Below are 23,287 nucleotides of genomic sequence, written 5' to 3' on the forward strand. Positions count from 1 at the left end.
CCGCCCGGCGCGTGCTTCACGGCCGCGGCGGCGATTAACGCATTTGACTTAACCGGCCCACGGCAGCGGGTTTTCATTCAGTCCCCAATACATGCTCTTCTGCTCCATGTATTGCAGGATGCCGAGGCGGCCCTTTTCGCGTCCGAGGCCGCTGTCGCGCCAGCCGCCGAACGGCGTCGAAATCGAAAACTGTTTATACGTATTGATCCACACATTGCCGGCTTGCACCGCGCGGCCGAAACGCCAGGCCTTCTTGTAGTCGCGCGTCCAGATGCCGGCCGCCAGCGCGTACACGCTGTCGTTGGCTTGCGCGATCAGATCCTCTTCGTCGTCGAACGGCATCGCCACCAGCACCGGGCCGAAGATTTCTTCCTGGCAGATGCGCTGGTCGTTGGTGACGCCTTCGATGATGGTCGGCGCGTAGTAGTAGCCGCGCGCAAACTGGTCGCCTGCAAGACGCGTACCACCGGTGCGGATGCGGCCGCCGTCGGCGACGCCGATGGAGACATAGGACTCGATGCCTTCGCGATGGCGCGCGGTGATCAGCGGGCCCATTTGCGTGCGCTCGTCGGCCGGGTCGCCGACGCGCAATGCCGCAGCGCCCGCCGCCAGGCGCTCCATGAAGCTGTCGTAGATGCCGCGCGCCACGAACAGGCGCGAACCGGCGATACAGGATTCGCCCGAGCTGCTGAAAATGCCGTACAGCACACCGGCCACGGCATGGTCGAGATCGGCGTCGTCGAACACCATGGTCGGCGACTTGCCGCCCAGTTCCAGCGAGACCGGCATCATCTTGTCGGCGGCGATGTGGGCGATGTGCTTGCCGGTGGTGGTGCCGCCGGTGAAGGACACGCGCTTGACCAGCGGATGCAGCGTGATGGCGTCGCCGATCACGGAGCCCTTGCCGGGCAACACGCTGATGAGGCCTTTCGGCACGCCGGCCTCTTCGCAAATCTTCGCCAGTTCCAGCGCCATCAGGGGCGTGACTTCGGCGGGCTTGACCACCACGGCGTTGCCGGCGGCCAGCGCCGGCGCCATCTTTTGCGCTTCGCTGGCGATCGGCGAATTCCACGGCGTGATCGCGGCGACCACGCCCATGGCTTCGTAGACGCTCATGGTCAGGTTGTCGCCACGCATCGGCGTGATGGTCTCTTCCAGCGTCTCGCACGCCGCGGCGAAGAACTGGAAGGTCGCGGCGGCGCTGCCGACCAGGTTGCGCGTTTCGGTGATCGGCTTGCCGTTGTCGAGACGCTGGCGCTGCGCCAATGCCTCGCCGCGTTCGCGGATCAGCTGGGCGACGCGATACAGGATGATCGCGCGTTCATGTGGCTTTTTTTGCGCCCAGCCGCTGGTGCGGAAGGCGCGGTCGGCGCCGACGATGGCTTCTTCGACATCGGCCACGCTGGCGGCATTCAGATAGGCGACGGCTTCGCCGGTGGCCGGATACAACGTGGCGTAACGATCGCCGCCGCCCGGACGCCACTCGCCTGCGACGCAGATCGGCAGTGTTTCGTTGAGGTTCAGTTCGGTCATGATTAGTTGTTCACATCACTTAAATGGACAGCGCATGCGCACGATTGCCTAGCGCGCGCACCACGCTGAATACGGTCAGCGCCGATGTCTTGGGATTGGCCGCGAGCGGCTTGCCGCGCATGGTCAGTTCAAAACCGCCGAACTCGCCCTTGGCTTCGACGTGATGGACGTTTTCCGTCACGCCGGGATCGGCATACAGGCGCACTTGCGTGTGATCGAGTCCGAGGCCGGCCAGCGACAGCGTCGCGGCGACGTTGGCGTTCTTCGGATACAGCCGCGCCGCTTCGCGCGCGCTGCCTTCGAATATCACCGTCGCAACCGACAGGTTGGCCAGATCGAAAGGACCGTCAGCGGGCGTGTCCTTCCACGCGTTGGGCGGCTTGCGCCCGGTGTAGACCACCGACTCCAGGCCGCCGACGCGCGCCGCCGACAGCGCGTCGATGGCGCCGATGGCGCCCGACAGCAATTGCACCTGGGTCTTGCCTTCGCGTGCGGCGGCTTCCAGCTTCTCGACCAGGCCGGGTTCCGACAGCGCGCCGATGGAGACCACCATGCACGGAATGCCGCGCAGCAGCGCCGGGATGATGTGCTCTTCGATCGCATGGTGGCCGGCGCATTCGATCAGCAGGTCCGGGCGGTCTTCACCCAGGCGGGTCTCGACGCGCGCCTTCGGCGCCAGCGACGACACCACGGAACGGGCGTTCGCCATGTTGGCTTCCGGGACGATGACGACATCGAAGGCGACTTCCGGATCGCTTTTCAGCAGCTCCATCACGCCGACGCCGATGGCGCCGCAACCGATCATCGAAACATGCAGCATGGGTTTCTCCTCAGTTTCTTCAGACGGTTGTGGCTGGCACTGCAGCGGCTTTGCCGGTGGCGACGGAAGCAGCGGCGGTCGCGGCCTTTTCGGTCACCGGCGGACCGGCAAACGCGGTCTTGAAGCTGCCGATGGCCAGCATGTCGATTTCCAGCAGGAACGGACCGGATTCGGACAACGCGGTCTTCAATGCGCTGTCGACATCGGCCAGGTTGCTCACACGGGCGTGACGCAGGCTCAGCGCCTGCGACAGTTGCGCATAGTCCGGCGTGTGCAGGTCGACGTAATGGCGGCGGCCGCCGTACTGCACGTCCTGGATATTCTTGATGACGCCGTAACCCTTGTCGTTCATCAGCACGATGACCATGTCGGCCTTCTCCTGCACGGCGGTCGCGAGTTCACCCAGATTGAGGATGAAGCCGCCGTCGCCGGCCAGCGTGAAGGTCTTCTTGCCCGAGGCGGTCACCGCCGCGCCGATGGCGGCGCCGATGCCCATTGCCAGGCCCTGGCCGATGCCGCCGCCGAGGGCGTGCACGCCGGCCAGCGGATCAAAAATGCGCAGGTAACGATTGCCCCAGGTGCTGTTGGAGACGGTCACGTCGCGCACCCAGTTGAACTTGCGGCCGGCAGCTTTCTGCACTTGCTCGACCAGCGCGCTGTAAGGGCCAAGACCGTCGACCAGGCCGGCGACGGCAGCGTCGCGCGCCTTTTGCAAGTCGCCGATGAAGGCCGGGTCGACCTTCATCGCGTTTTTCTGTTTCTCAAGACGATCCGCCAAACCTTCCAGCGCCAGCGCAGCATCGCCGCAAACGAAATAGTCGCTGTTGTAGCAGCGCCCCTCGGCCGACGGATCGGCGTCGATGCGGTACAGCGGGCGCGGCAGTTTCAGCTCGTACTTCAGCGTTTCATTGCCGCGCAGGCGCGAGCCGATCACGACGATGGCGTCGCAGGTCTGGTAGAAATTCTCGACCGGCTTGTGCAGGTTGAACGAACCGAGCGAGCGGGGATCATCTTCCGCCACGATGCCGCGGCCTTGGGTGCTGGTGACCACGCCGAAGCCGAGATCGAGCAGGCGCTGCACCTGCTTGCCGGCCTGGCGCGCGCCGCCGCCCAGCCACAGCAGCGGACGCGCGGCCTTCAACAGGCGCGCGGCGAGTTCATCGAGCGCGTGTTCGGACGGCGCTTGCACGGCGATCGGCAATGGACACAGATCGGACGGCATCGGAATCAGCGCCGCCTGGATATCGATCGGAATCTCGACGCTGACCGGGCCCATCGGCGGCGTCAGTGCGGTTTGCACGGCCAGCTTGATGGTGCTGATGGCAGTCTCGGTGCTGCGGATGCGGAAGGCGGCCTTGGAGATCGCCTTGAGCATCGACAGCTGATCCGGCGCTTCGTGGATGTAGGCCAGGCTCTGATCGAGGTAAGGCGTTTCGATCTGGCCGGTCAGGTGCAGCAGCGGCGTACCGGCGGTCAGTGCTTCGACCATGGCGCCGGCGGCGTTGCCGGCAGCGGTGCCGGTGGAGGTCAGGCAGACGCCGAGGCCGCCGGTGGTGCGTGCATACGAGTCGGCCATGTTGGCCCCGCCGGCTTCGCCGCGCGCCGGGATGAAGCGGATCTTGCCGCGCTCGCCGAAGGCGTCGAGGATGGGCATGTTGTGGATCGAGATCACACCGAATGCCGCCTTGACGTTGCATTGTTCGAGGAAGGCGGCGATGGCGCAGCCGACGGTTACTTGCTGAGTTTGCTTAGGCATGGCGGGAAAGTCCTCCTGAAACATCGATGTGGCTGCCTGTTGTGTACGAAGAAAGCGGCGTCGCGAGAAAAACGATCGCGCGGGCGGCTTCCTGTGGATGACCGAGACGGCCGAGTTGAATATTCTTTTTTTGCGCCAGCGCCCGGGTCCATTGTTCCCAGGACAGGTCGAGGTCGGCGCCGGTGCGCGCCTCATAGCGGCGACGCCACTGGCCGGATTCCACCAGGCCGATGAGGATGCCGTTGACGCGAATTTTTTGTGCAGCGAATTCCGTCGCCAGCGAGCGCACCAGGTTATGGATGCCGGCGCGCGCGGCCGAGGTCGCCACCATGTGCGGCTCGGGCTGGATCGCCAGCAGCGAATTGACGCAGACCACCGCCGCTTCGCCGTGCGCAGCACTCATGCGCTGCAGTTGCGGCTGGAAGGCGCGGGTCGGATAAATTACCGAGAAAAATTTCAGGCGCAGCTCTTCGGTCCAGGCCGCATCCTCGGTGTCGGCGAAGGTCGACACGCGGCCCTGGCCGGCGTTGTTGACCAGCATCGACACCGCGCCGAGTTTTTCTTCCACGGCGGCGGCGAAGGCTTGCACCTGTTCCTGCGACAGCACGTCGCAGACCGACGAAAACAGTCTTGCTTGTGGAAAGCGCGCACGCAGCTGCGCTTCCACCTGTTGCAAACGTTCCTGGTTGCGGCCGCAGAAAGCCACCGCCGCGCCGGCTTCGAGCAACAGCTCGACCGTCGCCAGGCCGATGCCCGAAGAGCCGCCGGTGACGACGGCGACTTTGCCTTCGAGTTCAATCATGCTCATTGCCCTTACTCCCGCCACATGTTGACGACCTTGCCCGACTTCGCCGGCGCATGGTCAAGCAGGCGCGACAGTTCGCCGGCGGTATCGCGCACCTTGACCACGATCAGGTCGAGCTGGTCGGTGTCGATGTGCGGCGACGGGATCGTCGCGCCCATCGCGGCCACCACCTTGCCGGAGTGGTCGCGCACCGGTGCGGCAATGGTGGAGATGCTGGTTTCGAAGAAGCCTTCCTGCAGCACGTAACCGCGTTGCTTGTCGTTCTGCACCATGTCAAACAACTCGACCACGGTCTTGGGCGTGTTGCTGGAGAAGACTTCCAGGTGTTCTTCCGGATACAGCTCGCGCAGTTCGGCCAGGGTCAGGTCTTCCAGCAGCACGCGGCCGAGCACGGTGGCGTGTGCAGGGAGGCGGGTGCCGACGTTGACGTGGCTGGCGAAGGCGGTTTGCGTGACCGACTTGGCGACGTACACGATCGAACGGCCGTCGCGCACCACCAGGTTGCATGAGTAGCCGATTTCGTCGCGCAGGCGATCGAGCAGCGGACGGCCGATTTCGGTCAGTTCCAGCGAGGCCAGGTATTCGAAGCCGAGACGCAGCACGGCCATGCCGAGGCGGTAGTCGCGGCCGCCGTCGTTGCGCTCGACGAAGCCCATGCGCTCGAGCGTGGTCAGCAGGCGGAACACGGTGGAACGCGGCACGTCGAGGCGGCGCGCGAGTTCCGGCGCCGACAGGGTCTTGTCCTGGCGGCTGAATTCACACAGCAGGCGCAAGCCGCGTTCCAGGCCTGGAACGAGGTATTTCTCTTGCGATTCATCTTCTGGCAGCACTGGTTTGTTCATGATTGTTTTTCTAGGAAAGTTTATAAAGGTGACCGCTGAGTTGGCGACATATCGCTGCTGCAACCGCTCCGGGCTGCTCGATGTAGCAGGCGTGGCCCGCATTGTCGATCAGATGGAACGGCAAGTTCAGATTCCAGGCCAGCTCACGGCTGTCGTCGGCGGTGGTCACCACGTCGCCGACGCCGCAATATATCTCCGCCGGCACGTGGCCCAGCATGCCGTTGGGCGCATACGCCTGCAGTGCGTCGCCGCACAGCATATGCACCGCCTGGGTGTAGCCGGCCGGATTGAGCCACTGGATATTCCAACGCACCCACGCGCGCTCGGTTTCGCCGGCCTGCGCCGACAGCATGCGCGCCGGGCTGCGCTCGGCCATGCCTTCGACGCCGATGGTGCGCAGGACGTCCAGACGTTCTTGTGCAATCTGCCGGCCGCGTTCGCGCCTGGCTTCACTGCCGTAGCCTTGCGCCGGACTGACCAGCAGCAGGCGCGAGGCGCGCTTGTAGCTGCGGCCGACGTAGGCCGCCGCCATCATGGCGCCGAGCGAATGGCCGACCAGCAGACAGCTGCCGATGCCCAATGCTTCCAGGAACAGTTCCAGACGCGCGGCGTAATCGGCGGCGCTCGGCTGCATCTGCGGCAGTGCGGTCGAGCGGCCGTAGCCGGGCGCGTTCCAGGCGATGACCTGGGCGTCTTTTTCCAGACGCAGCGCGCATTGCAACCACGAGGCCGCACCCGAGCTGATGCCGTGCAGCAGCACTATCGCCGGACCGCGTCCGCACGAGCGATAGGACACGATGCCGCCGTTGCCGATGTCGACGGTGCTTTCCGCGAAACGTCCCTCGAGCAGGCTCAGGGAGTCCTTCAGCGTTTCGGCGCAGGTGACGGAGGTGGAGGCGAGCGCGGTCATGGCAGGTTCCGGTGGACTGAGATCAGCCGCGCTTGATGGCAGCCAGCGGATGTTCCGGCGGATAGGTCGGCGTGATCGGCTTCTTCGCGCCCAGCATCACGCACATCAGCGCGTCTTCGTCGCCGATGTTGATTTCTTCGCGGTACACGCCGGGCGGCACCGACACCACGTCGCGGTCGGTCAGGATGGTCTCGAAACGCTCGCCGTCTTTTTCCAGCACCAGCTTGAGCTTGCCGCGCAGGACGAAGAACACTTCTTCCACATCGATGTGCAGGTGCGGCGGACCTTCGTGGCCGGCCGGGATGATCATGGTCGAGAAGGTGAAGTGTTCCGACGGAATCACGTTGGCGTCGGCCGCCACGCCGGTGCCGCCGGTGCCGATGTAGCGCATTTGCGCGCGGCGGAATTTCGGATCGTAGTCAGCCTGGAACTTCAACGCGTCCCAGTCGTACTTGCGGGTGGACAGGCGCGCCACGCGCGATTCCATCCAGGCGCTGAAGCTGCTGCCTTCAGGCTGGTCCCAGCTGCGCTTGACGTTGTTTTGTTCGGACATGTCGGTCATCTTTTCTCTCCTTGGTAGGTCAGGGAAATTTCATCAATCAATTCATCACGAAGCCGCCGTTGACGGCCATGACTTGTCCCGTATAGAAGCGGGACAGATCGGACAAGGCAAAAATCACGGCGCCGCAGACGTCTTCCGGCAACTGGTCGCGCTGGATGGCGCGGCGGTCGTGGTAGGTCTGGTGGCGTTCTTTCGGTACGTATTCGGTGGCTTCGACCAGCGTCAGGCCAGGTGCGACTGCATTGACGGTGATGTTGTCGCCGCCCAGTTCGCGCGCCAGCGAACGCGTCATGCCGATCACCGCGCTCTTGCTGGCGACGTAGGCCAACAGGTTGGTGGCGCCCCACAGCGGCGTGTCCGACGACAGGTTGACGACGCTGCCGCGGCCGCACTCGCGCAAAGCCGGCAGGCAGGCGTTGGTCATGAGCCAGGTGCCGCGCACATTGACGTCCATGACCTTGTCCCACATCTCGATGGCGAGTTGCTCCGTGGCCTTGCCGCCCGAGTTGGTGATCGCGGCGTTGTTGACGAGGCCGTCGAGACCGCCCAGCCATTGCACCGATGCCTTGGCGCAGGAGTCAATGGATTGCGGATCCGCAAGGTCAACGGTGAAGCCGGCGACGGTCAGCCCACGTTTTTGCAGGTCGGCAACCGCAGTCTGCAGCGTGTCTTGCAGGATGTCGGCCATCGCCACGCTGGCGCCGGCTTCGGCCGCGGCGGTGGCGAAGGCCAGGCCGAGTCCGCGCGCCGCACCGGTGATCAGGATGCGGCGGCCGGCCAGCAGTTGGTGTGAAGTAGTCATTTTCGGCGGCTCCGTCAGACCGTGCTGGTGTGCACTTTGGGCAGGTAATGCAGCACGCGGCGTTCGGCCCACACGACGGCGCCGTAGGTAACGATACCGATCAGCGTCAGTGCGCAGATGGCGACGAACACGGCGGCGGTATTGCCCTGGCCTTCGCCGTCGACCAGCAGGTAGCCCAGACCCTGGTTGCCGCCGACCAGTTCACCGACGGTCACGCCGATGACCGACAGCGTCGATGCAATGCGCAGGCCCGAGAACAGCGCCGGCAAGGCCGAACGGAATTCCACCAGATGGAAGATCTGCCAGCGGCCGGCGTTGAGCGTGCGCACCAGGTTGACCATGTCGGGGTCCACCGTGCGGATGGCCGACAGCACGTTGATCATGATCGGGAAGAACACGATCAGCACGGCGACGATGATCTTCGGGTAGATGGTGTAGCCGAGCCACATCACGAACAGCGGTGCGAAGGCGACTTTCGGCGCGATCTGCAAGGCCAGGATGTAGGGCGACAGCATCGCCTCGGCGCGCGGCGACAAACCCAGCGCGACGCCGACCGCCAGACCCAGCAGCGCGCCGAACAGGAAGCCGAACACCACTTCCATGGCGGTGATGCCGAAGTGCGTCAGCAGGTCATTGTTGTTCCACATGACCACCGATTCCTTGAGCACGTGCGACAGATTCGGCAGGATGTATTCGGGCATGCCGAGCCAGCCCGGACCCCATTGCCATGCGGCCAGGAACAGCACCAGTACGACCAGGCTGCCGCAGACCGTGCGCGCACGCTCGTTGAGCAGCGGGCGGGCAGCCTTGGCGGTGATGGTGGTCTCTGGCTTGGTCATGGGATTGGCTGTAGTAGAGGTATCCATTTATCTTGCTGTTCCGACGAATTGATTGGTGAAGAGTTCGTTGACCGGTGTAGCCTTGGTCACGATGCCTTCGCTGACATAGAACTTCTGCACGCTGTCCATGCGGGCGGCGTCGATCTGGCCGAGGGTCTTCTGATTGGCATAGACGTACTTGCGATACATCTCGAAGGTGGCTTCGATGCTGGCTTCCTTACTTTTGTAGGCGGGCAGCGCGGCGACATAATCATTGGCGGCGGCTTTCGGGTCCTTCATGATGTCCTGCATGCCGCGCAGGGTCGCGCGTACCAGGCGCTTGAGCAATTCGGGCTTGTTCTTGATGGTGTCGTCGGAGGCCAGGATCGCTTGCGCCATGCTCTTGAAACCGCCGTTGTCGAGCAGCTCGACCTTGGCGCCGGCGTCGGTTGAGTTGACGACCCAGTCCGGCACGCCGGCGAATGCCGAAGCCTTGCCTGCAGTGAACACCTGCCACACGCCGGCTGGACCGGCGGCCTGAATCTGCAGGTCGGTCTTGGACAGGCCGGCAGTCTTCAGGCTGCCGAGGAAAGCGTAGTACGTCGTGTCGGTGTACGACATCACCGTGACGGTCTTGCCTTTGAGGTCCTTGAGCGACTTGATGTTTTCACCGGCGTTGGCGGCTACCATGGTGATGGAGCCGGCGCCCAGAACGGCGATGGCCTTGACCGGAATACCGTTGGCGCGCACCACGATAGGCGTGTCGCCGATGGCGCCGCCGATGACCGCGTTGCCGGCGCCGATCTGCTTGGCGACGTCGACGCCGCCCTTGGCGACGATGAAGTTGATCTTGAGGTTTTCATCGGCGTAGTAGCCCTTGTGCTGCGCCAGCACCCACGGTGCGAAGGCGGGCGAATTCGGCGGCGCCGGCAGCAGGTAGGTGACTTCTTCCGGGGCGGCCTGGGCGATGCCCGGCACCACTGCGGTAGCGGCGAATGTCGCGGCAACGGCGGCACTCAGGACCAGCTTGCTGCAGAAAGAGGCGAGAAATTTTTTCATGCTTGCTTCACTCCTATTGTTCGGTGGTGATCAGGTTGGATGTTCGGGACTTCTGTTTTTGTTTCTTCAGCGCGGCTAGCAAGACGTTGGTGGCAAGGCGCGTTTCCGCAGACAGTGCGATAGCACGGCAAGGGATCGCAACGCCGCCAGCGACGTCTTGTTAGTCGCGCTAGTGCAATTCGGCGGTTTCTTTGCCTACCTTGAGCAACTCCATCAGGCGGCCTTGCAGCGGGCCGATTTCAGGCAGCTTGCGGCGCTCCAGCGGGTTGTCGCGGAAAGGCAGGTTGACTTCGATCTCTTCGATGATGGTGCCCGGACGTTCGCTCATGACCAGCAGGCGGTCCGACAAGGCGATTGCTTCGACCAGGTCGTGGGTAATGAAGAGCGCGGTCTTTTTCTTCTCGAACAGCATCTTCGCCAGGTCCTGCTGCAAGACCATCTTGGTCTGCGCGTCCAGCGCCGAGAACGGCTCGTCCATCAGCAGCACTTGCGGATCCACCGCCAGCGTGCGGGCCAATGCGGCGCGCTGGCGCATGCCGCCGGACAACTGGTAGGGATAGTGTTCTTCAAAGCCCTTGAGGTGGCACTTGGCCAGCAGCTCGTCGGCTACGCGCTTGCGCTCGGCGGCGCTGACGCCGTCGATCTCCAGGCCCAGCGAAACGTTGGCGCGAATATTGCGCCATGGCATGAGCAGATCTTTTTGCAGCATGAAAGCGACGTTGCGGACCGGCTTGGTGACGCGCTGGCCGCCGACGATGACTTCGCCCGAAGTGGGCAGGTACAGGCCGGCGCCCATGTTCAGCAAGGTGCTCTTGCCGCAGCCCGACGGGCCGATGATGGAAACCACTTCGCCGCTGCGGATCGACAGGTTGACGTTGGTGACGGCGGCGCGCGCCTGGGAAGTCTGGCGGTCGACGAAACTCTTGCCGACGTTGCGAAATTCGATCTCGATCATGTTGCCTCTGGCTGGTTGATTGGCATTGGCGCCCTCACGCCTCATTAAGCCGTCGTTTGCTGGAGCCATTTGCCGGGAGGGATCCGGCGCGGCACAGCGGCACAAACGCGGTTTGTCTCATATATAAAACTACGAACCAAATATGAAAGATATACGATTGGAATATAGCAGATATTCCGTAAAAAGATAGTGCTTTTTGTTTCATATATGGTTTGATGATTTATATAAGAACTGTTTTCCTCTTATCGCAAGGTTTGTGCCACACGAAAAATAGTGGTTTTGTCTCATATTTCACACAGTCGCTCACCAAAGAAACGCGCCGGCGCGCCGCACCGGTGCGGTTTGCACCAATTCCAGCCGGCTTTTGGAACAGCGTCTCTCACCGAAAATTGCTGAACTGACAACGGATGCGGTGCCGGTACTGATGGCGATACGCATCGTCTTCACATTCCTTGAAGTATCTTCACGCCTCTTGAGAGGCGTTTTCGCTGATTTACAGCGCATTAACTTCCGCTTACAGCCTTTGCCCCGATGATTGCCGCGAGGGCCTGTCCTTTGCAGGACCCGTTGCCGGTTATCGGTTTGCCAAGGGGGAAGATCATGATTCAGGGACGCATTGCCGCAAGTGCAGGACTGTTATGTGTATTAAGCGCGTGCAGCAGCCCGCCGCCGATGGTGCAGGGACCGACCAGCGTGCGGCCGGCTTATCCGGTGGCCAACATCGAGAACAACGGTGCGATCTTCCGCGTCAGCAGCGCGCAGTTGTTTGAAGAGTCGACCACGCACTACGTCGGCGACATCCTCAAGATCGAGATTGCCGAGTCGCTCACCGGCAGCAACAAGTCGACCACCTCCAACAGCCGCGACACCAGCCTGAAACAAGTCGGCCCCGGCGCCGGCTCGTCCATGAGCGGCCTGCTGGCGTCGGTCTTCAACATCAATGCGACGGCAACCGGCAGCGACTCCTTCAAGGGCAACGGCCAGACCGACAACAGCAACAGCATGACCGGCAGCCTGATGGTGTCGATCATCGAGGTGCTCCCCAACGGCAACCTGGTGGTGGCGGGCGAGAAGCGCATCGGCTTGAACGGGTCGATCAATACCTTGCGGTTTTCGGGGGTGGTGAGGGCGCGCGATATTCGCGGCGGGAACGTGGTTTCTTCCAGCAATGTGGCGGATGCTCGCCTGGAGCAGGTTGGCGGGGGGACTGTGGCGGATGCCAATTCGCAGGGGTGGATGCAGCAGTTTTTCAGGAGTGTTTTGACGTTCTGGTGATGGGGAGGGCTTGGCGCTGTTCTTTGGGAACGGCGCTGTTTGTTCCGACTTGCCGTTGTTCTGTAGCTTATTCTTTTCTTTCTTCGGACGACCCTGCCGGGGGTAGCCCGGCGGCTACTCACTTTTCTTGTCTCGCCAAGAAAAGTAAGCAAAAGAAGCGACCGCTGGTTCGTAGCCCCCTGCCGGGGGTTCCCGGCGTCGTCAGGTACAAATCGGGAGGGGAAACAAACTCGCTGCGCTCAGACAAGTTTCCCCTCTTTATCCGATTTGCACCTGCCGCCACCGGCTACTCGCAAGCGGACTGCCAGACTGGCTCGCTGCGCATCGCCAGGAGACGGAGGTGGAGTGAAAGTCACAGTTCTCCGCAGTCAGTCCAAGAAAGAATGAGAATCACGATGCCGAAGGCGAGCCACCCAAGGCAAGGCGAAGCGAGCCGAAAAAGAAGTTCCGCTTATGAGTCGCCGTTGGTGACGTGCTCAAATCGGAAAAAGAAGGGAAACTTGTTTGAGCGAAGCGAGTTTGTTTCCCTTCCCGATTTGAGCACGTCACCAACGGGAACCCCGCGCAGCGAGGCGACGAATCGCGGTCGCCTTTCTTTGCTTACTTTCTTTGGCGAAGCAAAGAAAGTGAGCGGCTGCCGGGCCGCCCCCGGCAACCCCGGCCGTCCGAAGAGAGAAACAAATAAGCTACCCAGAACAGCGAAGTCGGAGCAGAACAGCAGATGTAAAATGTATTCACATCCAGACTTCCAAACCCAAAAGAGATAACAACAATGGAACTCCGCCACCTCCGCTACTTCCTCGTAGTCGCCGAAGAACAACACTTCACGCGCGCCGCCGAACGGCTGGAGATGCAGCAACCCCCGCTAAGCCACCAGATCAGGATGCTGGAAAAGGAACTCGGCTTCGACCTGTTCCGCCGCCACCCGAAAGGCGCCGAACTGACCGCCGGCGGCGCCGCTTTCCTGCAGGAAGCCAAAGCCATCCTGCGCAGCGTCGAACTGGCGTCAGCCAAGGCGGCGCGCGCGGCGCAAGGCTTCGAAGGCACCATCGTGATCGGCTTCACCAGCTCGGCCGCAGCGCATCCGCTGATCCCCGGCATCATCCGCGCCTATCGCGATGCCTACCCCGGCGTGCATCTCGACCTGCGCGAAGGCAACGCCGCCGAACTCACCGAAGAGATTGAAGACGGCAAGGTCAACCTCGGCTTCCTGCGCGCGCCGGTCAGCCAGCCGCGCGGCATCGGCTTCCTGCAATTGCTGGATGAAGAAATGCTGTTGATTCTGCCGATGGGACATGCGCTGCTCGGCAAGCAACAGACAGGCGACATGCCGACCGTATCGCTGCGCGCGCTGGCAGACGAACAGTTCATTCTGGTCCGGAGACACGGCGCACCGGGCATGTATTCACGCCTGATCGAAGCGTGCGAAAACGCCGGATTCACGCCGCACATTGCCTCCGAAGTCGAACGCATGCTGACCAACATCAGCCTGGTCGCGGCCGGCGGCGGCATCTCGGTGGTGCCGGCATCGATGAAGGATTTCCATCGCGACAGCGTGGTGTATTGCCGCATCCGTGACGCCAGGCCGACGCTGGTGGCGCCGATCACGCTGGTGAGCCGTACCGCCAGCATCTCGCCGGCGGAAAAGAATTTCCTCGACCTGGCGAAGAAGATCACCCGCCAATACAAGAAAAACTGAAATCAGGACGAGGCCGGCAAATCGCTGCTGCTGCAGATGCGATCGCGGCCCTGCGCCTTGGCGAGATACAGCGCCTTGTCGGCGGCGCGCATGAGTTTGTCGGGCGCGTCGACGTCGCGGATCGGTACGAACGCGCTCACGCCCGCGCTGATGGTGACGATGCCTGCTTCGTTGCCTTCATGCAGCAGGCCGAGCTGGCGCACCGCCATGCGGATGCGTTCGGCCACCGCCATCGCGCCGGCCTCGTCGGCGCCGGGCAGCAGGATGCCCACTTCCTCCCCGCCGTAGCGCGCCATCAGGTCGCCGGGACGCGTCTGCTGCGCCTTGATCACGCGTCCGACCTTGCGCAGGCACTGGTCGCCGGCGAGGTGGCCGTAAATGTCGTTGTATTGCTTGAAGTGATCGACGTCGATCATCACCAGCGCCAGCGAATTGCCGTTGCGCATGGCGCGGCTGAATTCTTCCTGCAGGCTGAGATCGAACTGGCGGCGATTGGCGAGGCCCGTGAGATCATCCTCCAGCGCCAGCCGTTCGAGCGCCTTGTTCATGCTTTCCAGATTGACGCGCGCCTGGTCTAGCTCCATCTCGGCATCCTTGCGCTCGCGCATGAGGGAATTGAACGCGCTGCCGAGGTCGCCGATCTCGTCTTCCCGATACGATAGCGGCACTTCGTCATAGGTCTTGGCGCTGCGGATTTTCTGGATGTGGCCGTGCAGCCGGTGCAGCGGATCGATCAGGCGCGACATGATCAGCCAGGCCAGCCAGCCGGCCAGAACGGCCATCACCAGCGACAGCAGCAAGGCCTTGTCCTGCATGTCGCGGATCGGCTGGAAAGCGTCGTTCTGCAGATAGATCGACCCGATGATCCAATCCACCGTCTGCATGCGCTTGAACGAAAACAGCGCGGGCTGGCCGCTCCGGCTGAGGCCTTCCATGCTGCCTTCGAAACCGGCCAGCGCCTGCTGGGTGCCGCCGCTCTTGCCGCCGGCGCTGTCGACATGCTGCAGGATGCGCGCCTTGTCGGCGTGGTCGACGATCACGCCCTTGGAGGTGATGATGTAGATGAAGCCGGTCTTGCCGACCTTGATGTTGGTGAACTGGCCGAGGAAATTGGCTTGTTGCAAATCGATGCTGGCGACGAACACCATCACGATGTTGCCGCTGTCGTCGAACACCGGCTCGGTCATCAGCACGATGGCGCGCTTCGATATCTGGCTGCGCAGCGGTTCGGAAATCACGCCGCGCTTTTGTTCCAGGGTGCGCTGCATGTATTCGCGGTCGGCGACGTTGAAACGGCCGATGGCGTTGGTGTCGATGAAATTGGCGAGCAGCTGGCCGTCGGCGCCGAACACCGAGAAATTGAAGAACAGCTCGGTCAGGCTGGTGTGGCTGGCGAGGTAGACCTGCAGCAGGTGCGGGTCATGCCGCGCTGCCGGGGGCAAACCCTGCGATAGCGAACGCAGGGTGATGCGGCGCGTCTGGAAGCTCTCGTCGAGGGCGGTGGCGATCATCTTGATCGTCGTGTATTGCTGCGCGCCGATCAGCGCCTTGATGTCGCGCTTCATGACGGTCAGCGAAACGGCGACAATCACCGCCGTCGTCACGAGGACGGCAGCGACCACGACCATGATGACCTTGGCCTTGAGCGTCCATTTGACTCGCCACAGATTGTTCAAAATATTTTTCTTCTCGGAAATGCCGTTCGATCCAGTCCGGAAACCGGTTCAATGGTACCCGAGTTTGGCTGGCGCAATTGCCGCAAGACCTTGCAAAGATTCGAGATTTCCCGCATTTCCATCGGGAAATTCCGCTGCATCAGATCACCTGCAAGGCCTGCAGCAAAGGCAGCCGCTCGACGAAGAAACGCTGCGCCTGCAGGCTCAGCTCATCGAGGTTGTCTTGCTCGTCCTCCAGCCGCACGCCGTCGCGCACGATCTTCTTGCCGCCGGCGGAGATGTGCCGCCACGCAAAACCGACGATGGCGTCCGGCGTCTCCTGCCCTTCCAGCACCGCCAGCATGAATAATTGCTGGATGCGGTCGGCCGGCACGCCGCCGCCGGTGACCGGGCTGGACAGATGTTCGATATCGCCGTCGGCATTGCCGTGCACGGCCTGCGCAATCAGATGACGGTTCAGGGCGGCGCTGCCGTCGCGGCCATGCAGGATGTCGGAATCGGCCTGCACCGGCGCGGCGTGGCCGTTACCGATCAGCATCATCAGCGTGTCGAGCACTTGCTGCAAGCCGAGGTTGCGGCTGCCGACGATGCCGGCGATCTCGCCCAGCGAGTGAGGCAGGCCGTCGGCCAGCACGGCGATGACCGGGCCGTAGATATGCTGGTTCAGCGTGATCTCGGAAGACACCGTCTTGAGCGTCATCGGGATCTGGCCGGGTGCGGTCAGCAGCACCACACGCTGTTGCGCCAGCAGCGCCTGGTGGCTGGCGGCATCGAGCGGCTGCGCGCCGCGCACCCAGTAGTCGCGGCGGAATTGCTGGTTCACCATGAAGTCGCGCACGCTCTGGCGCAGGTGGCGATCGTCGACGGCGTCGCAGAATTCGCGCTGCGCCGGCGTCAGGTTGGCCATGTCGAGATGGTCGCGGAAGTCCGCCGAGCAGGCGAACTCCAGCCCGGCGCCGGACCAGATCGCCGCCATGTCTGCGAACGACTCGGCGTGCCAGTCGCGGTTGAAATATTCATGCGCGAGGTAATGCCGGCTCTGCTTCCGGAGGATCCCGATGCGCTCCTGCATGAACGGGTTGGCGCGCGCGTAGACCGGATCGGCGGCGAACATCCGCTCGGCGAAATCGAGCGCCGCATCGATGCGTTCGGCGCTGCCCTTGCCGGCGTTGGAGGGCATATCGAAGTGGCGCAGCAACAAGTCGCGCAAAGGCATGAACGCGGCCCAGCCGGGCTGGGTGTTGTAGCTGACGTAAAGCACGCCGCCGAGCTTGAGGCGACGTTCGACGAAGTCGCGGATGAGCGCACGGTTCTCGGCCGATACCCAGCTCCAGATGCCATGCATGGCGATGAAATCGAACTGCGGCAAATCCTCGCGCGTGCAGAATTCGGCAAAGCTGGCCGGCTCCAGTTGCGCGCCGTTGCGGGACGCCTGCGCCAGCGTTTGCGCATGGCCGGCCTGGACCGGATTGAAGTCGTTGCCGTACCAGCTCACCGGCGATGCGGCGGCGTGGATGTTGATGCTCAGGCCCTGGCCGAAGCCGAGTTCGCAGGCGGTGCGCACCAGCGGACTGTCGAGTCCGGCGGCGGCTAACGCCAGTTGCAGCCGCGCCGGATTGAGTTGCGGATAGTAGCCGTGGGTATAGCCGATGTCGGTGACGTAGCCGTCGGTCCAGTTGCCGTTCATGAGGTCGGTTTTCTGATGTGAGGAATCCGCAGTGTCGCAGAATCGCGGCACGGCGTCTCTCCTCACAGATTCTTGCCGGTTCTTACCGGTTCTTACAGGTAACCGTCGATGCCCAGCACTGCTTCATACTCGGCGATCGTCACCGCTCCCGCCGGTGCGCCGAACGCGCTGCCGGTGGCGCGGATGTGTTGCGCAAAGCTGCGCATCATGTGCGTATACGCCAGCGTCGCCGAGATCGGAAAACTCAACACGCGAAAACCGAGCGCTTCGAACCGGCTCGCCGTCAGCGGCGGCGTCTTGCCGTCGACGGCGTTGAACATCAGCGGTGCATCGATGGCGGCGATGGCCTTGCGCATCTCGTCTTCGGACTGCAGCATTTCCAGCAACACCAGGTCGGCGCCGGCGGCGGCATATGCCTGGCCGCGCGCGATCGCTTCGTCCAGGCCGAGCGGGATGCGTGCATCGGAGCGGCCGATGATCAGGAAGTCGCGGCTCTTGCGCGTCGCCACGGCGATGCGGATCTTGTCGGCATGCTCTTCTTTGGAAATCAGCGCCAGGCCTTTCATGGCGCCGCATTTCTTGGGCGTGACCTGGTCTTCCAGGTGGATCGCCTGGACGCCGGCGGCTTCGTAGTCCTGCACGGTGCGCACGACGTTGTTGAGGTTGCCGTAGCCGGTGTCGGCATCGGCGATCACCGGCACCTTTACGGCGTTGGCGAAGGCGCGGCCGCGGCCGACCATCTCGTTCATGCCGAGCAGGCCGATGTCGGGCGCGCCCAGCAGGCTGGCGGAGAGACCGTTGCCGGTCATGTAGACGGCTTCGAAACCGGCCTGCTCATAGATGCGCGCGCCGAGCGCGTCGTGGCAACCGGGCGCCACCACGATGCCCGGCCGGCGCAGGCGCTGGGCCAGCGTGAGCGCCGGCGCTGCGTCTTGTGCCGCATCTTGTTTCTCCGCTGGTGTCGCCACCTGTATCGCGTTCTGTATCGCGTTCTGTGTCATGTCGCTTCCTGCAAAAAAGTTGCGCCGCCGGTGACGGCGGCGCAGTGTGTCCGGACCTGTGCCGCGTTATTCAAGCGCGCGATCGTTCCTGATCTTGAGCGTCGCACACAGCACGAAACCGATCATCGGACTGACCGCCAGCACCAGCAGGGCAGTGGAAAAACTATGCGTGGTTTCGCGGATCCAGCCCACCAGATACGGACCGATGAAGCCGCCGATCTGTGCAAAGCCGTTGATCATGGCGATGCCGCCGGCAGCCGCAGCGCCGGTCAGGAATTGCGTCGGCAATGTCCAGAACACGCCCAGCGTCGCCCACAAACCCATCGCGGCGATGCAGATCAGCACCAGGCCCAGCACCGGCGACGGCACCAGTGCGCTGGCCGCCAGGAAGACGCCGCCGAACAGGCCGGCGCAGGCGGTGTGCATCTTGCGCTCGCCGGTACGATCGGAACTGCGCGCCACCAGCACCAGGCCGACGGCGGCGCAGATGAACGGAATCGCCGACACGATGCCGGTCTGGAAATTGTTCAGGCCGCCCAGGCTCTTGACGATCTGCGGCAGCCACAGCACCACGCCATAAATCGCCACGGCGTTGAACATGTAGATCAGCGTCAGGATCCACATGCGCTTGTCGCGGAAGATCTCGCGGAATTCATGCTGCGCATGCACGGCATTTTTTTCCTGCTCGGCGGCCAGCGTGGTGGTCAGCCAGTGACGCTCTTCCTGGTTGAGCCAGTTGCCTTGTTCAGGACGGTCGACCAGATAGAAGAAGGTGACCACGCCCATGATGACGGCCGGCACGCCTTCCAGAATGAACATCCATTGCCAGCCTGCCAGCCCGAACCAGCCGTGCGTGGAACTGAGCAGGTAGCCCGACAGCGGTGCGCCGACCACCGACGACAGCACGGTCGCCAGCATGAAACCGGCGACGGCTTTGCCGCGTTCCTTCTTCGGGAACCAGTAGGTCAGGTACAGCAGCACGCCCGGCGCGAAACCGGCTTCGGCCAGACCCAGCAGGAAGCGCAGCGCATAGAAGCTCCATTCGCCCTGGATCGACGCCATGGCGCAGCCGACGATGCCCCAGGTGACCATGATGCGGGCAATCCAGATGCGCGGACCGACCTTGTGCAGGATCATGTTGCTGGGGATTTCAAAGGCGATGTAGCCGAGGAAGAAAATTCCCGCCCCGAGACCGTAGACCTTGGCGCTCAGTCCGAGGTCGGCGTTCATTGTCAGCGCGGCGAAACCGACGTTGACGCGATCGAGGTAGTTGATCATGAACAGGAAGAAGCAGTACCAGACGATCTTGCGATGCAGCTTGCCGATGACGCGCTTGCCGATCTCGGTGCCGGCGTCCAGCGCGCCGGCCGATGCTACGTTGGCGTGAGCCATGTTGTCTCCTTTGGATGAGGTCTGTTATCAGAACGGCATGTCGAGATGCCGCCTGCCCCCGGCGCTGTGCTTGTTCTTGCCCGCGGGGAAGCCAGATTATAGCGAGATAACGATTGGAAGGTAGAAAGGTCTTACCAATCCGAATGAGAGGGGACTGGGGAATGCCGGACCGGCACAAATTTAAACAGTTAGCCCACAGATAGATATACCTGCGCCGCCTTTGCCGGCCTAGAATGCCGGGCACCACAACAAGAAAACCCTCGCGATGCCGAGCAACAAGATTCTGTTTGCCGCCACGATCGCCATGCTGATCTGGCTGGCCGCCTACCTCCGTCCGGAATTCGGTTTCTGATTCCGTGCAGTTCTGTTTTCAGGGCGGCAATTGCCGCAACGGGAAACGCATGACGAACATGGCCCCGCCCAGTTCGCTGCTGCCGACGCGGATGCTGCCGCCGTGGCGCGCGACGATTTTTTTCACGATCGACAAACCGAGGCCGTAGCCGCCGGTAGCGCGATCGCGGCTCTGGTCGAGCCGGTAAAAGGATTCGAATACGCGCTCGCGCTCGGCTTCCGGAATGCCGGCGCCGTCATCTTCCACCACCAGCGTCCACGCATCCGGCGCCGCCGGCTCGGCACGCACGCGGATGACAGAATTCGCATGCTGCGCGGCGTTGCGCACCAGGTTGGAATAGGCGCGCGCCAGGGTGCGCGCCTCGGTGACCACGGTCGCAAGTTGCGCGTCGACGCTGCAGCGCAACTCCAGCTTGCCCACAGCCAGGGCTTCGGCCGTAAGCCCGCAGGTATCGCGCAGGAATTCCGGCAAAGCCACGGTCTCGGTGAAGACGCCTTGACGGTCATGTTCCAGCATGCCCAGCGTGAGCAATTCGGCGACCAGCGCCTCAAGTTCCTCGACGTCCTTGCGCAGGCCGAGGATGCGATTTTCGGTAGCGGAATCCTGCGCATGGTGTTGCAGGATATCGAGCCCGAATTCGAGCCGCGACAACGGCGTGCGCAATTCGTGCGAGACCGCGTTGACCATGTCGCGCTGCGCATGGATCAGCTTGCCGATACGATCGGCCATGCGGTCGAAGTGACTGCTCAACTGGCGGATCGACGAGCGCCCCGACAAACCGACGCGGGCGTCCAGCCTGCCGCCGCCGAAACGCGCGGCCGCCAGGCGCAACTTTTCCAGGTCGCGCCAATGCGGAATCAGCCAGATGCACACCGCCGCCAGAATGGTGGCGAAGACCAGCGCGTAGGCCACCACCTCCACCATCGGCAATTCCTCCAGCGACTGCACCCGCACCAGCCCGCCGTCGTCGAGCCTGACGTAGACCACGCAGCATTTGCTGCCGGTGATTTCCCAGCCGACACGATACTGCGCCAGTTGTTCGCGCACGGCTTGCGGCAGTTGCTCCGTCGTCTGCACGGGCCGGCTGTAGCGTTCCGGCGCCGCCGCGCGCAATTGCGCCAGCAACGCTTCCTGCTCGGCCGGACTGCGGCCGGACAACAGGCGATTGAGCATGAAGCTCTCGCCGTTGAAGCCGGCGCGCACGGCCTTGGTGAACTGGCCGGCGAACAGGTGCGGGAAACCGTAGTTGACGACGAGGATGGAGGCCACCACCAGCGCCGCAATCACCAGATACAGGCGCACCAGATTACGGAGCATATAGAACTCATTTCACTAATAATCGTGAGTGCGAACGATCCTGTTTGGGAGGTAGTGCAAGGCGCGTCGCGCAGCCAAGGGTGGGCCCTTGGCAAGCGGCGCAACGCAGCAATACACCCAAACAGGACGTTCCCGAAGGGTTTGACTCAGAAAGGGCGTTGGCTGCGTTGCGCTCCTTGCGCGTGGCACCGCCACGCGACGCGTCGCACGCCTTGCCAGCGCCCTTTCTGAGTCAAACGCATCTCACGATTATTAGTGAAATGAGTTCTAGTCCTCCCAGGCGATCGGGCTGAACAGATAGCCGCGGCCCCATACCGTCTTGATCTTGCGCGGCTCCTGCGCGTCGTCGTTGAAGCGTTTGCGCAGGCGCGAAATGCTGACGTCGACGGTGCGGTCCATGCCGTCGAAGTCGATGCCGCGCCAGCGCCGCAGCAACTCGTCGCGGCTGAGCACCTTGCCGGCGGCCTGCACCAGGATCACGAACAGGTTGTAGTCGGACGTCTTGAGATCGATTTCTTCGCCCTTCCAGCATACCTGGCGCGCGGCGAGGTCGATCTGCAATTCGCCGAATTGCAGCTGGCGCACCTCGGCCGCTTCGGGCTGACCTTCGTGGCGGCGCAGGATGGCGCGCAGATGCGCCAGCAGCAGGCGTGGCTGCACCGGCTTGAGCATGTAATCGTCCGCGCCGATTTCAAGGCCGGTGACCTGGTCGAAGATGTCGGCGCGCGCCGTCAGCATCATCACCGGCAGGGAAGAGTCCTTGCGCAGCTGGCGGCAAATGTCCATGCCGTCCATGCCGGGCAGCATCAGGTCGAGGATCACCACGTCGGGTTTTTCGCGCGCAACCGCAGCCAATGCCTGATCGCCGCGCAGCACCACCGCTACTTCGAAATCGTAGCGGCACAGATATTCCGATATCAATTCGGCAAGACGTACGTCGTCTTCGATCAACAGTATTTTTTTCATCCCTGACGGCTTTTCCAATGAGCTTCCCGTGCGCATGATAGCCGCGTCCCAAGGCCGTGGACCGGCGCATTACAAACAAACACATGTTGACACATGGACGCACAGTTTCCTTACCAAACTCCAACAGACCTCACCGCAGCAGATGCCGACAATGGCGCTCATTCATCACAGGAGAAACCATGACGCATCCTCACCGCCGCATTGGCATCGTTGCCAATGCAGCCGTAGCTGCCACCCTCACCGCGATCGCTGCCATTCCGCTTCCGGCGTCGGCGCAGCAGGCCGCCGCCGACAGCGAAACCAAGATCACGCTGGGCCTGGGCGCCGCCTACATGCCGCGCTACGCCGGCAGCGACGAATACAAGGCCGTCGCGCTGCCCGTCATCAGCGTGGTCACCCCCTGGGGCGGCTTCATCGACGCCGGCGAAGGCATCGGTTATCGCCACAGCTTCGGCGACCAGTTCATCGCCTCGGCGGCGCTCGGCTACGACCCCGGCCGCAAGGATTCCAACCAGAGCTTCAAACCCGGCTCCGACAAGCTGAGGGGCATGGGCGAAGTCAAGGGCGCGGCGCTGCTCAACCTGAGCCTGGGCTATCGCCTCACGCAAAGCCTCACGCTCAGCGTCGGCGCCTCACAGCCGCTCAGCAACCGCGACCGCGGCCGCACCTACTACGCCAAGGCCGACGCCACGGTGATGACCATGCCCAGGGACAAGCTGGCCGTGGCCGGCAGTGCACACTTCGGCAGCAACGATTACAACCAGAGCTATTTCGGCGTCACCGCCAACCAGAGCGCGACCAGCGGCTACACAAAATATACGCCGGGTTCCGGGCTGTACGCCGTCAAGGCCGCGATCACCTGGACCCATCGTTTCGACGACAACTGGTCGCTGCTGGCCGCTACCGAAGCGACCCGCTACATGAAGAAAGCCGGCGACAGCCCGATCGTGAAAGCGCGCACCAACTACGGCACCATGGCTGCCGTCAACTATACCTTCTGACGCGCAAGCATCCTCGGCAGAGGCGTCCGGCGACTGGTTCGGCGGACGCCTGCGGCACC

General features: G+C 63.1%; 20 protein-coding genes. 3 read left to right on the forward strand and 17 right to left on the reverse strand.

Annotated features, from left to right (window positions below; all coding sequences use genetic code 11):
• Positions 1-48 precede the first annotated feature (48 nt).
• The 11 genes from F506_RS19610 to F506_RS19660 form a co-directional block, all read right to left on the reverse strand.
• The gene (locus tag F506_RS19610; RefSeq protein WP_053200206.1) at positions 49-1,533 is read right to left on the reverse strand and encodes an aldehyde dehydrogenase; all 1,485 of its coding nucleotides are present in this window, start codon (positions 1,531-1,533) and stop codon (positions 49-51) included.
• Positions 1,534-1,552: 19 nt separating this feature from the next.
• On the reverse strand, positions 1,553-2,353 hold the full coding sequence (locus F506_RS19615; protein ID WP_053200208.1) for an aspartate dehydrogenase: 801 nt from the start codon (positions 2,351-2,353) through the stop codon (positions 1,553-1,555).
• A gap of 19 nt (positions 2,354-2,372) precedes the next feature.
• Positions 2,373-4,109 carry a thiamine pyrophosphate-binding protein gene (locus F506_RS19620; RefSeq protein WP_053200209.1) on the reverse strand — a complete coding sequence of 579 codons (1,737 nt, stop codon included), beginning with the start codon at positions 4,107-4,109 and terminating at the stop codon, positions 2,373-2,375.
• The gene (locus F506_RS19625) at positions 4,102-4,917 is read right to left on the reverse strand and encodes an SDR family oxidoreductase (RefSeq protein ID WP_053200211.1); all 816 of its coding nucleotides are present in this window, start codon (positions 4,915-4,917) and stop codon (positions 4,102-4,104) included. The genes F506_RS19620 and F506_RS19625 overlap by 8 nt, the downstream gene beginning before the upstream one ends.
• A 5-nt stretch (positions 4,918-4,922) precedes the next feature.
• Positions 4,923-5,756: an IclR family transcriptional regulator gene (locus F506_RS19630; protein WP_053200212.1), complete on the reverse strand. Its 834-nt coding sequence runs from the start codon at positions 5,754-5,756 to the stop codon at positions 4,923-4,925.
• A gap of 10 nt (positions 5,757-5,766) precedes the next feature.
• Positions 5,767-6,666 (reverse strand): alpha/beta fold hydrolase, encoded by a 900-nt coding sequence (locus F506_RS19635; RefSeq protein WP_053200214.1) that lies wholly within the window; start codon positions 6,664-6,666, stop codon positions 5,767-5,769.
• A 22-nt stretch (positions 6,667-6,688) separates the two neighbouring features.
• The gene (locus F506_RS19640; protein WP_053200216.1) at positions 6,689-7,228 is read right to left on the reverse strand and encodes a cupin domain-containing protein; all 540 of its coding nucleotides are present in this window, start codon (positions 7,226-7,228) and stop codon (positions 6,689-6,691) included.
• 37 nt (positions 7,229-7,265) lie between these two features.
• On the reverse strand, positions 7,266-8,030 hold the full coding sequence (locus F506_RS19645) for an SDR family oxidoreductase (RefSeq protein ID WP_053200218.1): 765 nt from the start codon (positions 8,028-8,030) through the stop codon (positions 7,266-7,268).
• A 14-nt stretch (positions 8,031-8,044) separates the two neighbouring features.
• Positions 8,045-8,896, reverse strand: a complete 852-nt coding sequence (locus F506_RS19650; protein WP_053200220.1) for an ABC transporter permease — start codon at positions 8,894-8,896, stop codon at positions 8,045-8,047.
• The gene (locus tag F506_RS19655; RefSeq protein WP_053200222.1) at positions 8,897-9,907 is read right to left on the reverse strand and encodes an ABC transporter substrate-binding protein; all 1,011 of its coding nucleotides are present in this window, start codon (positions 9,905-9,907) and stop codon (positions 8,897-8,899) included.
• A 169-nt stretch (positions 9,908-10,076) separates the two neighbouring features.
• A complete protein-coding gene (locus tag F506_RS19660) occupies positions 10,077-10,862 on the reverse strand; it encodes an ABC transporter ATP-binding protein (protein ID WP_007882427.1) in 786 nt (261 codons plus the stop codon).
• A 600-nt stretch (positions 10,863-11,462) separates the two neighbouring features.
• Between F506_RS19660 and F506_RS19665 the strand changes: the two genes are divergently transcribed.
• Together F506_RS19665 and F506_RS19670 are read left to right on the forward strand one after the other, a co-directional pair.
• A complete protein-coding gene (locus tag F506_RS19665; protein ID WP_053200224.1) occupies positions 11,463-12,137 on the forward strand; it encodes a flagellar basal body L-ring protein FlgH in 675 nt (224 codons plus the stop codon).
• Between the two features lie 772 nt (positions 12,138-12,909).
• Positions 12,910-13,836 (forward strand): LysR family transcriptional regulator, encoded by a 927-nt coding sequence (locus F506_RS19670; protein ID WP_053196707.1) that lies wholly within the window; start codon positions 12,910-12,912, stop codon positions 13,834-13,836.
• A 2-nt stretch (positions 13,837-13,838) separates the two neighbouring features.
• Here F506_RS19670 and F506_RS19675 read toward each other — a convergent pair whose 3' ends face one another.
• The 6 genes from F506_RS19675 to F506_RS19700 all read right to left on the reverse strand — a co-directional run bounded on the left by F506_RS19675 (position 13,839) and on the right by F506_RS19700 (position 22,227).
• Entirely contained in the window at positions 13,839-15,512 is a 1,674-nt protein-coding gene (locus F506_RS19675) for a sensor domain-containing diguanylate cyclase (RefSeq protein ID WP_053196705.1), read from the reverse strand.
• A gap of 139 nt (positions 15,513-15,651) precedes the next feature.
• Positions 15,652-17,199: a methyltransferase regulatory domain-containing protein gene (locus tag F506_RS19680; protein ID WP_053200226.1), complete on the reverse strand. Its 1,548-nt coding sequence runs from the start codon at positions 17,197-17,199 to the stop codon at positions 15,652-15,654.
• A 92-nt stretch (positions 17,200-17,291) separates the two neighbouring features.
• Positions 17,292-18,200 (reverse strand): isocitrate lyase/PEP mutase family protein, encoded by a 909-nt coding sequence (locus tag F506_RS19685; protein ID WP_083458069.1) that lies wholly within the window; start codon positions 18,198-18,200, stop codon positions 17,292-17,294.
• A 66-nt stretch (positions 18,201-18,266) separates the two neighbouring features.
• Positions 18,267-19,592: an MFS transporter gene (locus F506_RS19690; protein WP_053200228.1), complete on the reverse strand. Its 1,326-nt coding sequence runs from the start codon at positions 19,590-19,592 to the stop codon at positions 18,267-18,269.
• A 370-nt stretch (positions 19,593-19,962) separates the two neighbouring features.
• On the reverse strand, positions 19,963-21,261 hold the full coding sequence (locus tag F506_RS19695; RefSeq protein ID WP_053196459.1) for an ATP-binding protein: 1,299 nt from the start codon (positions 21,259-21,261) through the stop codon (positions 19,963-19,965).
• A 267-nt stretch (positions 21,262-21,528) separates the two neighbouring features.
• The gene (locus tag F506_RS19700) at positions 21,529-22,227 is read right to left on the reverse strand and encodes a response regulator (protein ID WP_053196457.1); all 699 of its coding nucleotides are present in this window, start codon (positions 22,225-22,227) and stop codon (positions 21,529-21,531) included.
• A 179-nt stretch (positions 22,228-22,406) separates the two neighbouring features.
• Between F506_RS19700 and F506_RS19705 the strand changes: the two genes are divergently transcribed.
• A complete protein-coding gene (locus F506_RS19705) occupies positions 22,407-23,228 on the forward strand; it encodes a MipA/OmpV family protein (RefSeq protein ID WP_053196454.1) in 822 nt (273 codons plus the stop codon).
• Positions 23,229-23,287: the final 59 nt, after the last annotated feature.

It is taken from the genome of Herbaspirillum hiltneri N3 (assembly GCF_001267925.1).
GTDB classification, from domain to species: Bacteria; Pseudomonadota; Gammaproteobacteria; order Burkholderiales; family Burkholderiaceae_D; genus Herbaspirillum; species Herbaspirillum hiltneri.

Bases quoted from the DNA above. Each gene is read 5' to 3' on its own strand.
- F506_RS19625 (WP_053200211.1), bottom strand. From the start codon at position 4,917: ATGAGCATGATTGAACTCGAAGGCAAAGTCGCCGTCGTCACCGGCGGC.
- F506_RS19665 (WP_053200224.1), top strand. From the start codon at position 11,463: ATGATTCAGGGACGCATTGCCGCAAGTGCAGGACTGTTATGTGTATTA.
- F506_RS19630 (WP_053200212.1), bottom strand. From the start codon at position 5,756: ATGAACAAACCAGTGCTGCCAGAAGATGAATCGCAAGAGAAATACCTC.
- F506_RS19660 (WP_007882427.1), bottom strand. From the start codon at position 10,862: ATGATCGAGATCGAATTTCGCAACGTCGGCAAGAGTTTCGTCGACCGC.
- F506_RS19705 (WP_053196454.1), top strand. From the start codon at position 22,407: ATGACGCATCCTCACCGCCGCATTGGCATCGTTGCCAATGCAGCCGTA.
- F506_RS19610 (WP_053200206.1), bottom strand. From the start codon at position 1,533: ATGACCGAACTGAACCTCAACGAAACACTGCCGATCTGCGTCGCAGGC.
- F506_RS19645 (WP_053200218.1), bottom strand. From the start codon at position 8,030: ATGACTACTTCACACCAACTGCTGGCCGGCCGCCGCATCCTGATCACC.
- F506_RS19615 (WP_053200208.1), bottom strand. From the start codon at position 2,353: ATGCTGCATGTTTCGATGATCGGTTGCGGCGCCATCGGCGTCGGCGTG.
- F506_RS19650 (WP_053200220.1), bottom strand. From the start codon at position 8,896: ATGGATACCTCTACTACAGCCAATCCCATGACCAAGCCAGAGACCACC.
- F506_RS19680 (WP_053200226.1), bottom strand. From the start codon at position 17,199: ATGAACGGCAACTGGACCGACGGCTACGTCACCGACATCGGCTATACC.
- F506_RS19690 (WP_053200228.1), bottom strand. From the start codon at position 19,592: ATGGCTCACGCCAACGTAGCATCGGCCGGCGCGCTGGACGCCGGCACC.
- F506_RS19635 (WP_053200214.1), bottom strand. From the start codon at position 6,666: ATGACCGCGCTCGCCTCCACCTCCGTCACCTGCGCCGAAACGCTGAAG.
- F506_RS19695 (WP_053196459.1), bottom strand. From the start codon at position 21,261: ATGCTCCGTAATCTGGTGCGCCTGTATCTGGTGATTGCGGCGCTGGTG.
- F506_RS19620 (WP_053200209.1), bottom strand. From the start codon at position 4,109: ATGCCTAAGCAAACTCAGCAAGTAACCGTCGGCTGCGCCATCGCCGCC.
- F506_RS19700 (WP_053196457.1), bottom strand. From the start codon at position 22,227: ATGAAAAAAATACTGTTGATCGAAGACGACGTACGTCTTGCCGAATTG.
- F506_RS19655 (WP_053200222.1), bottom strand. From the start codon at position 9,907: ATGAAAAAATTTCTCGCCTCTTTCTGCAGCAAGCTGGTCCTGAGTGCC.
- F506_RS19685 (WP_083458069.1), bottom strand. From the start codon at position 18,200: ATGACACAGAACGCGATACAGAACGCGATACAGGTGGCGACACCAGCG.
- F506_RS19640 (WP_053200216.1), bottom strand. From the start codon at position 7,228: ATGACCGACATGTCCGAACAAAACAACGTCAAGCGCAGCTGGGACCAG.
- F506_RS19670 (WP_053196707.1), top strand. From the start codon at position 12,910: ATGGAACTCCGCCACCTCCGCTACTTCCTCGTAGTCGCCGAAGAACAA.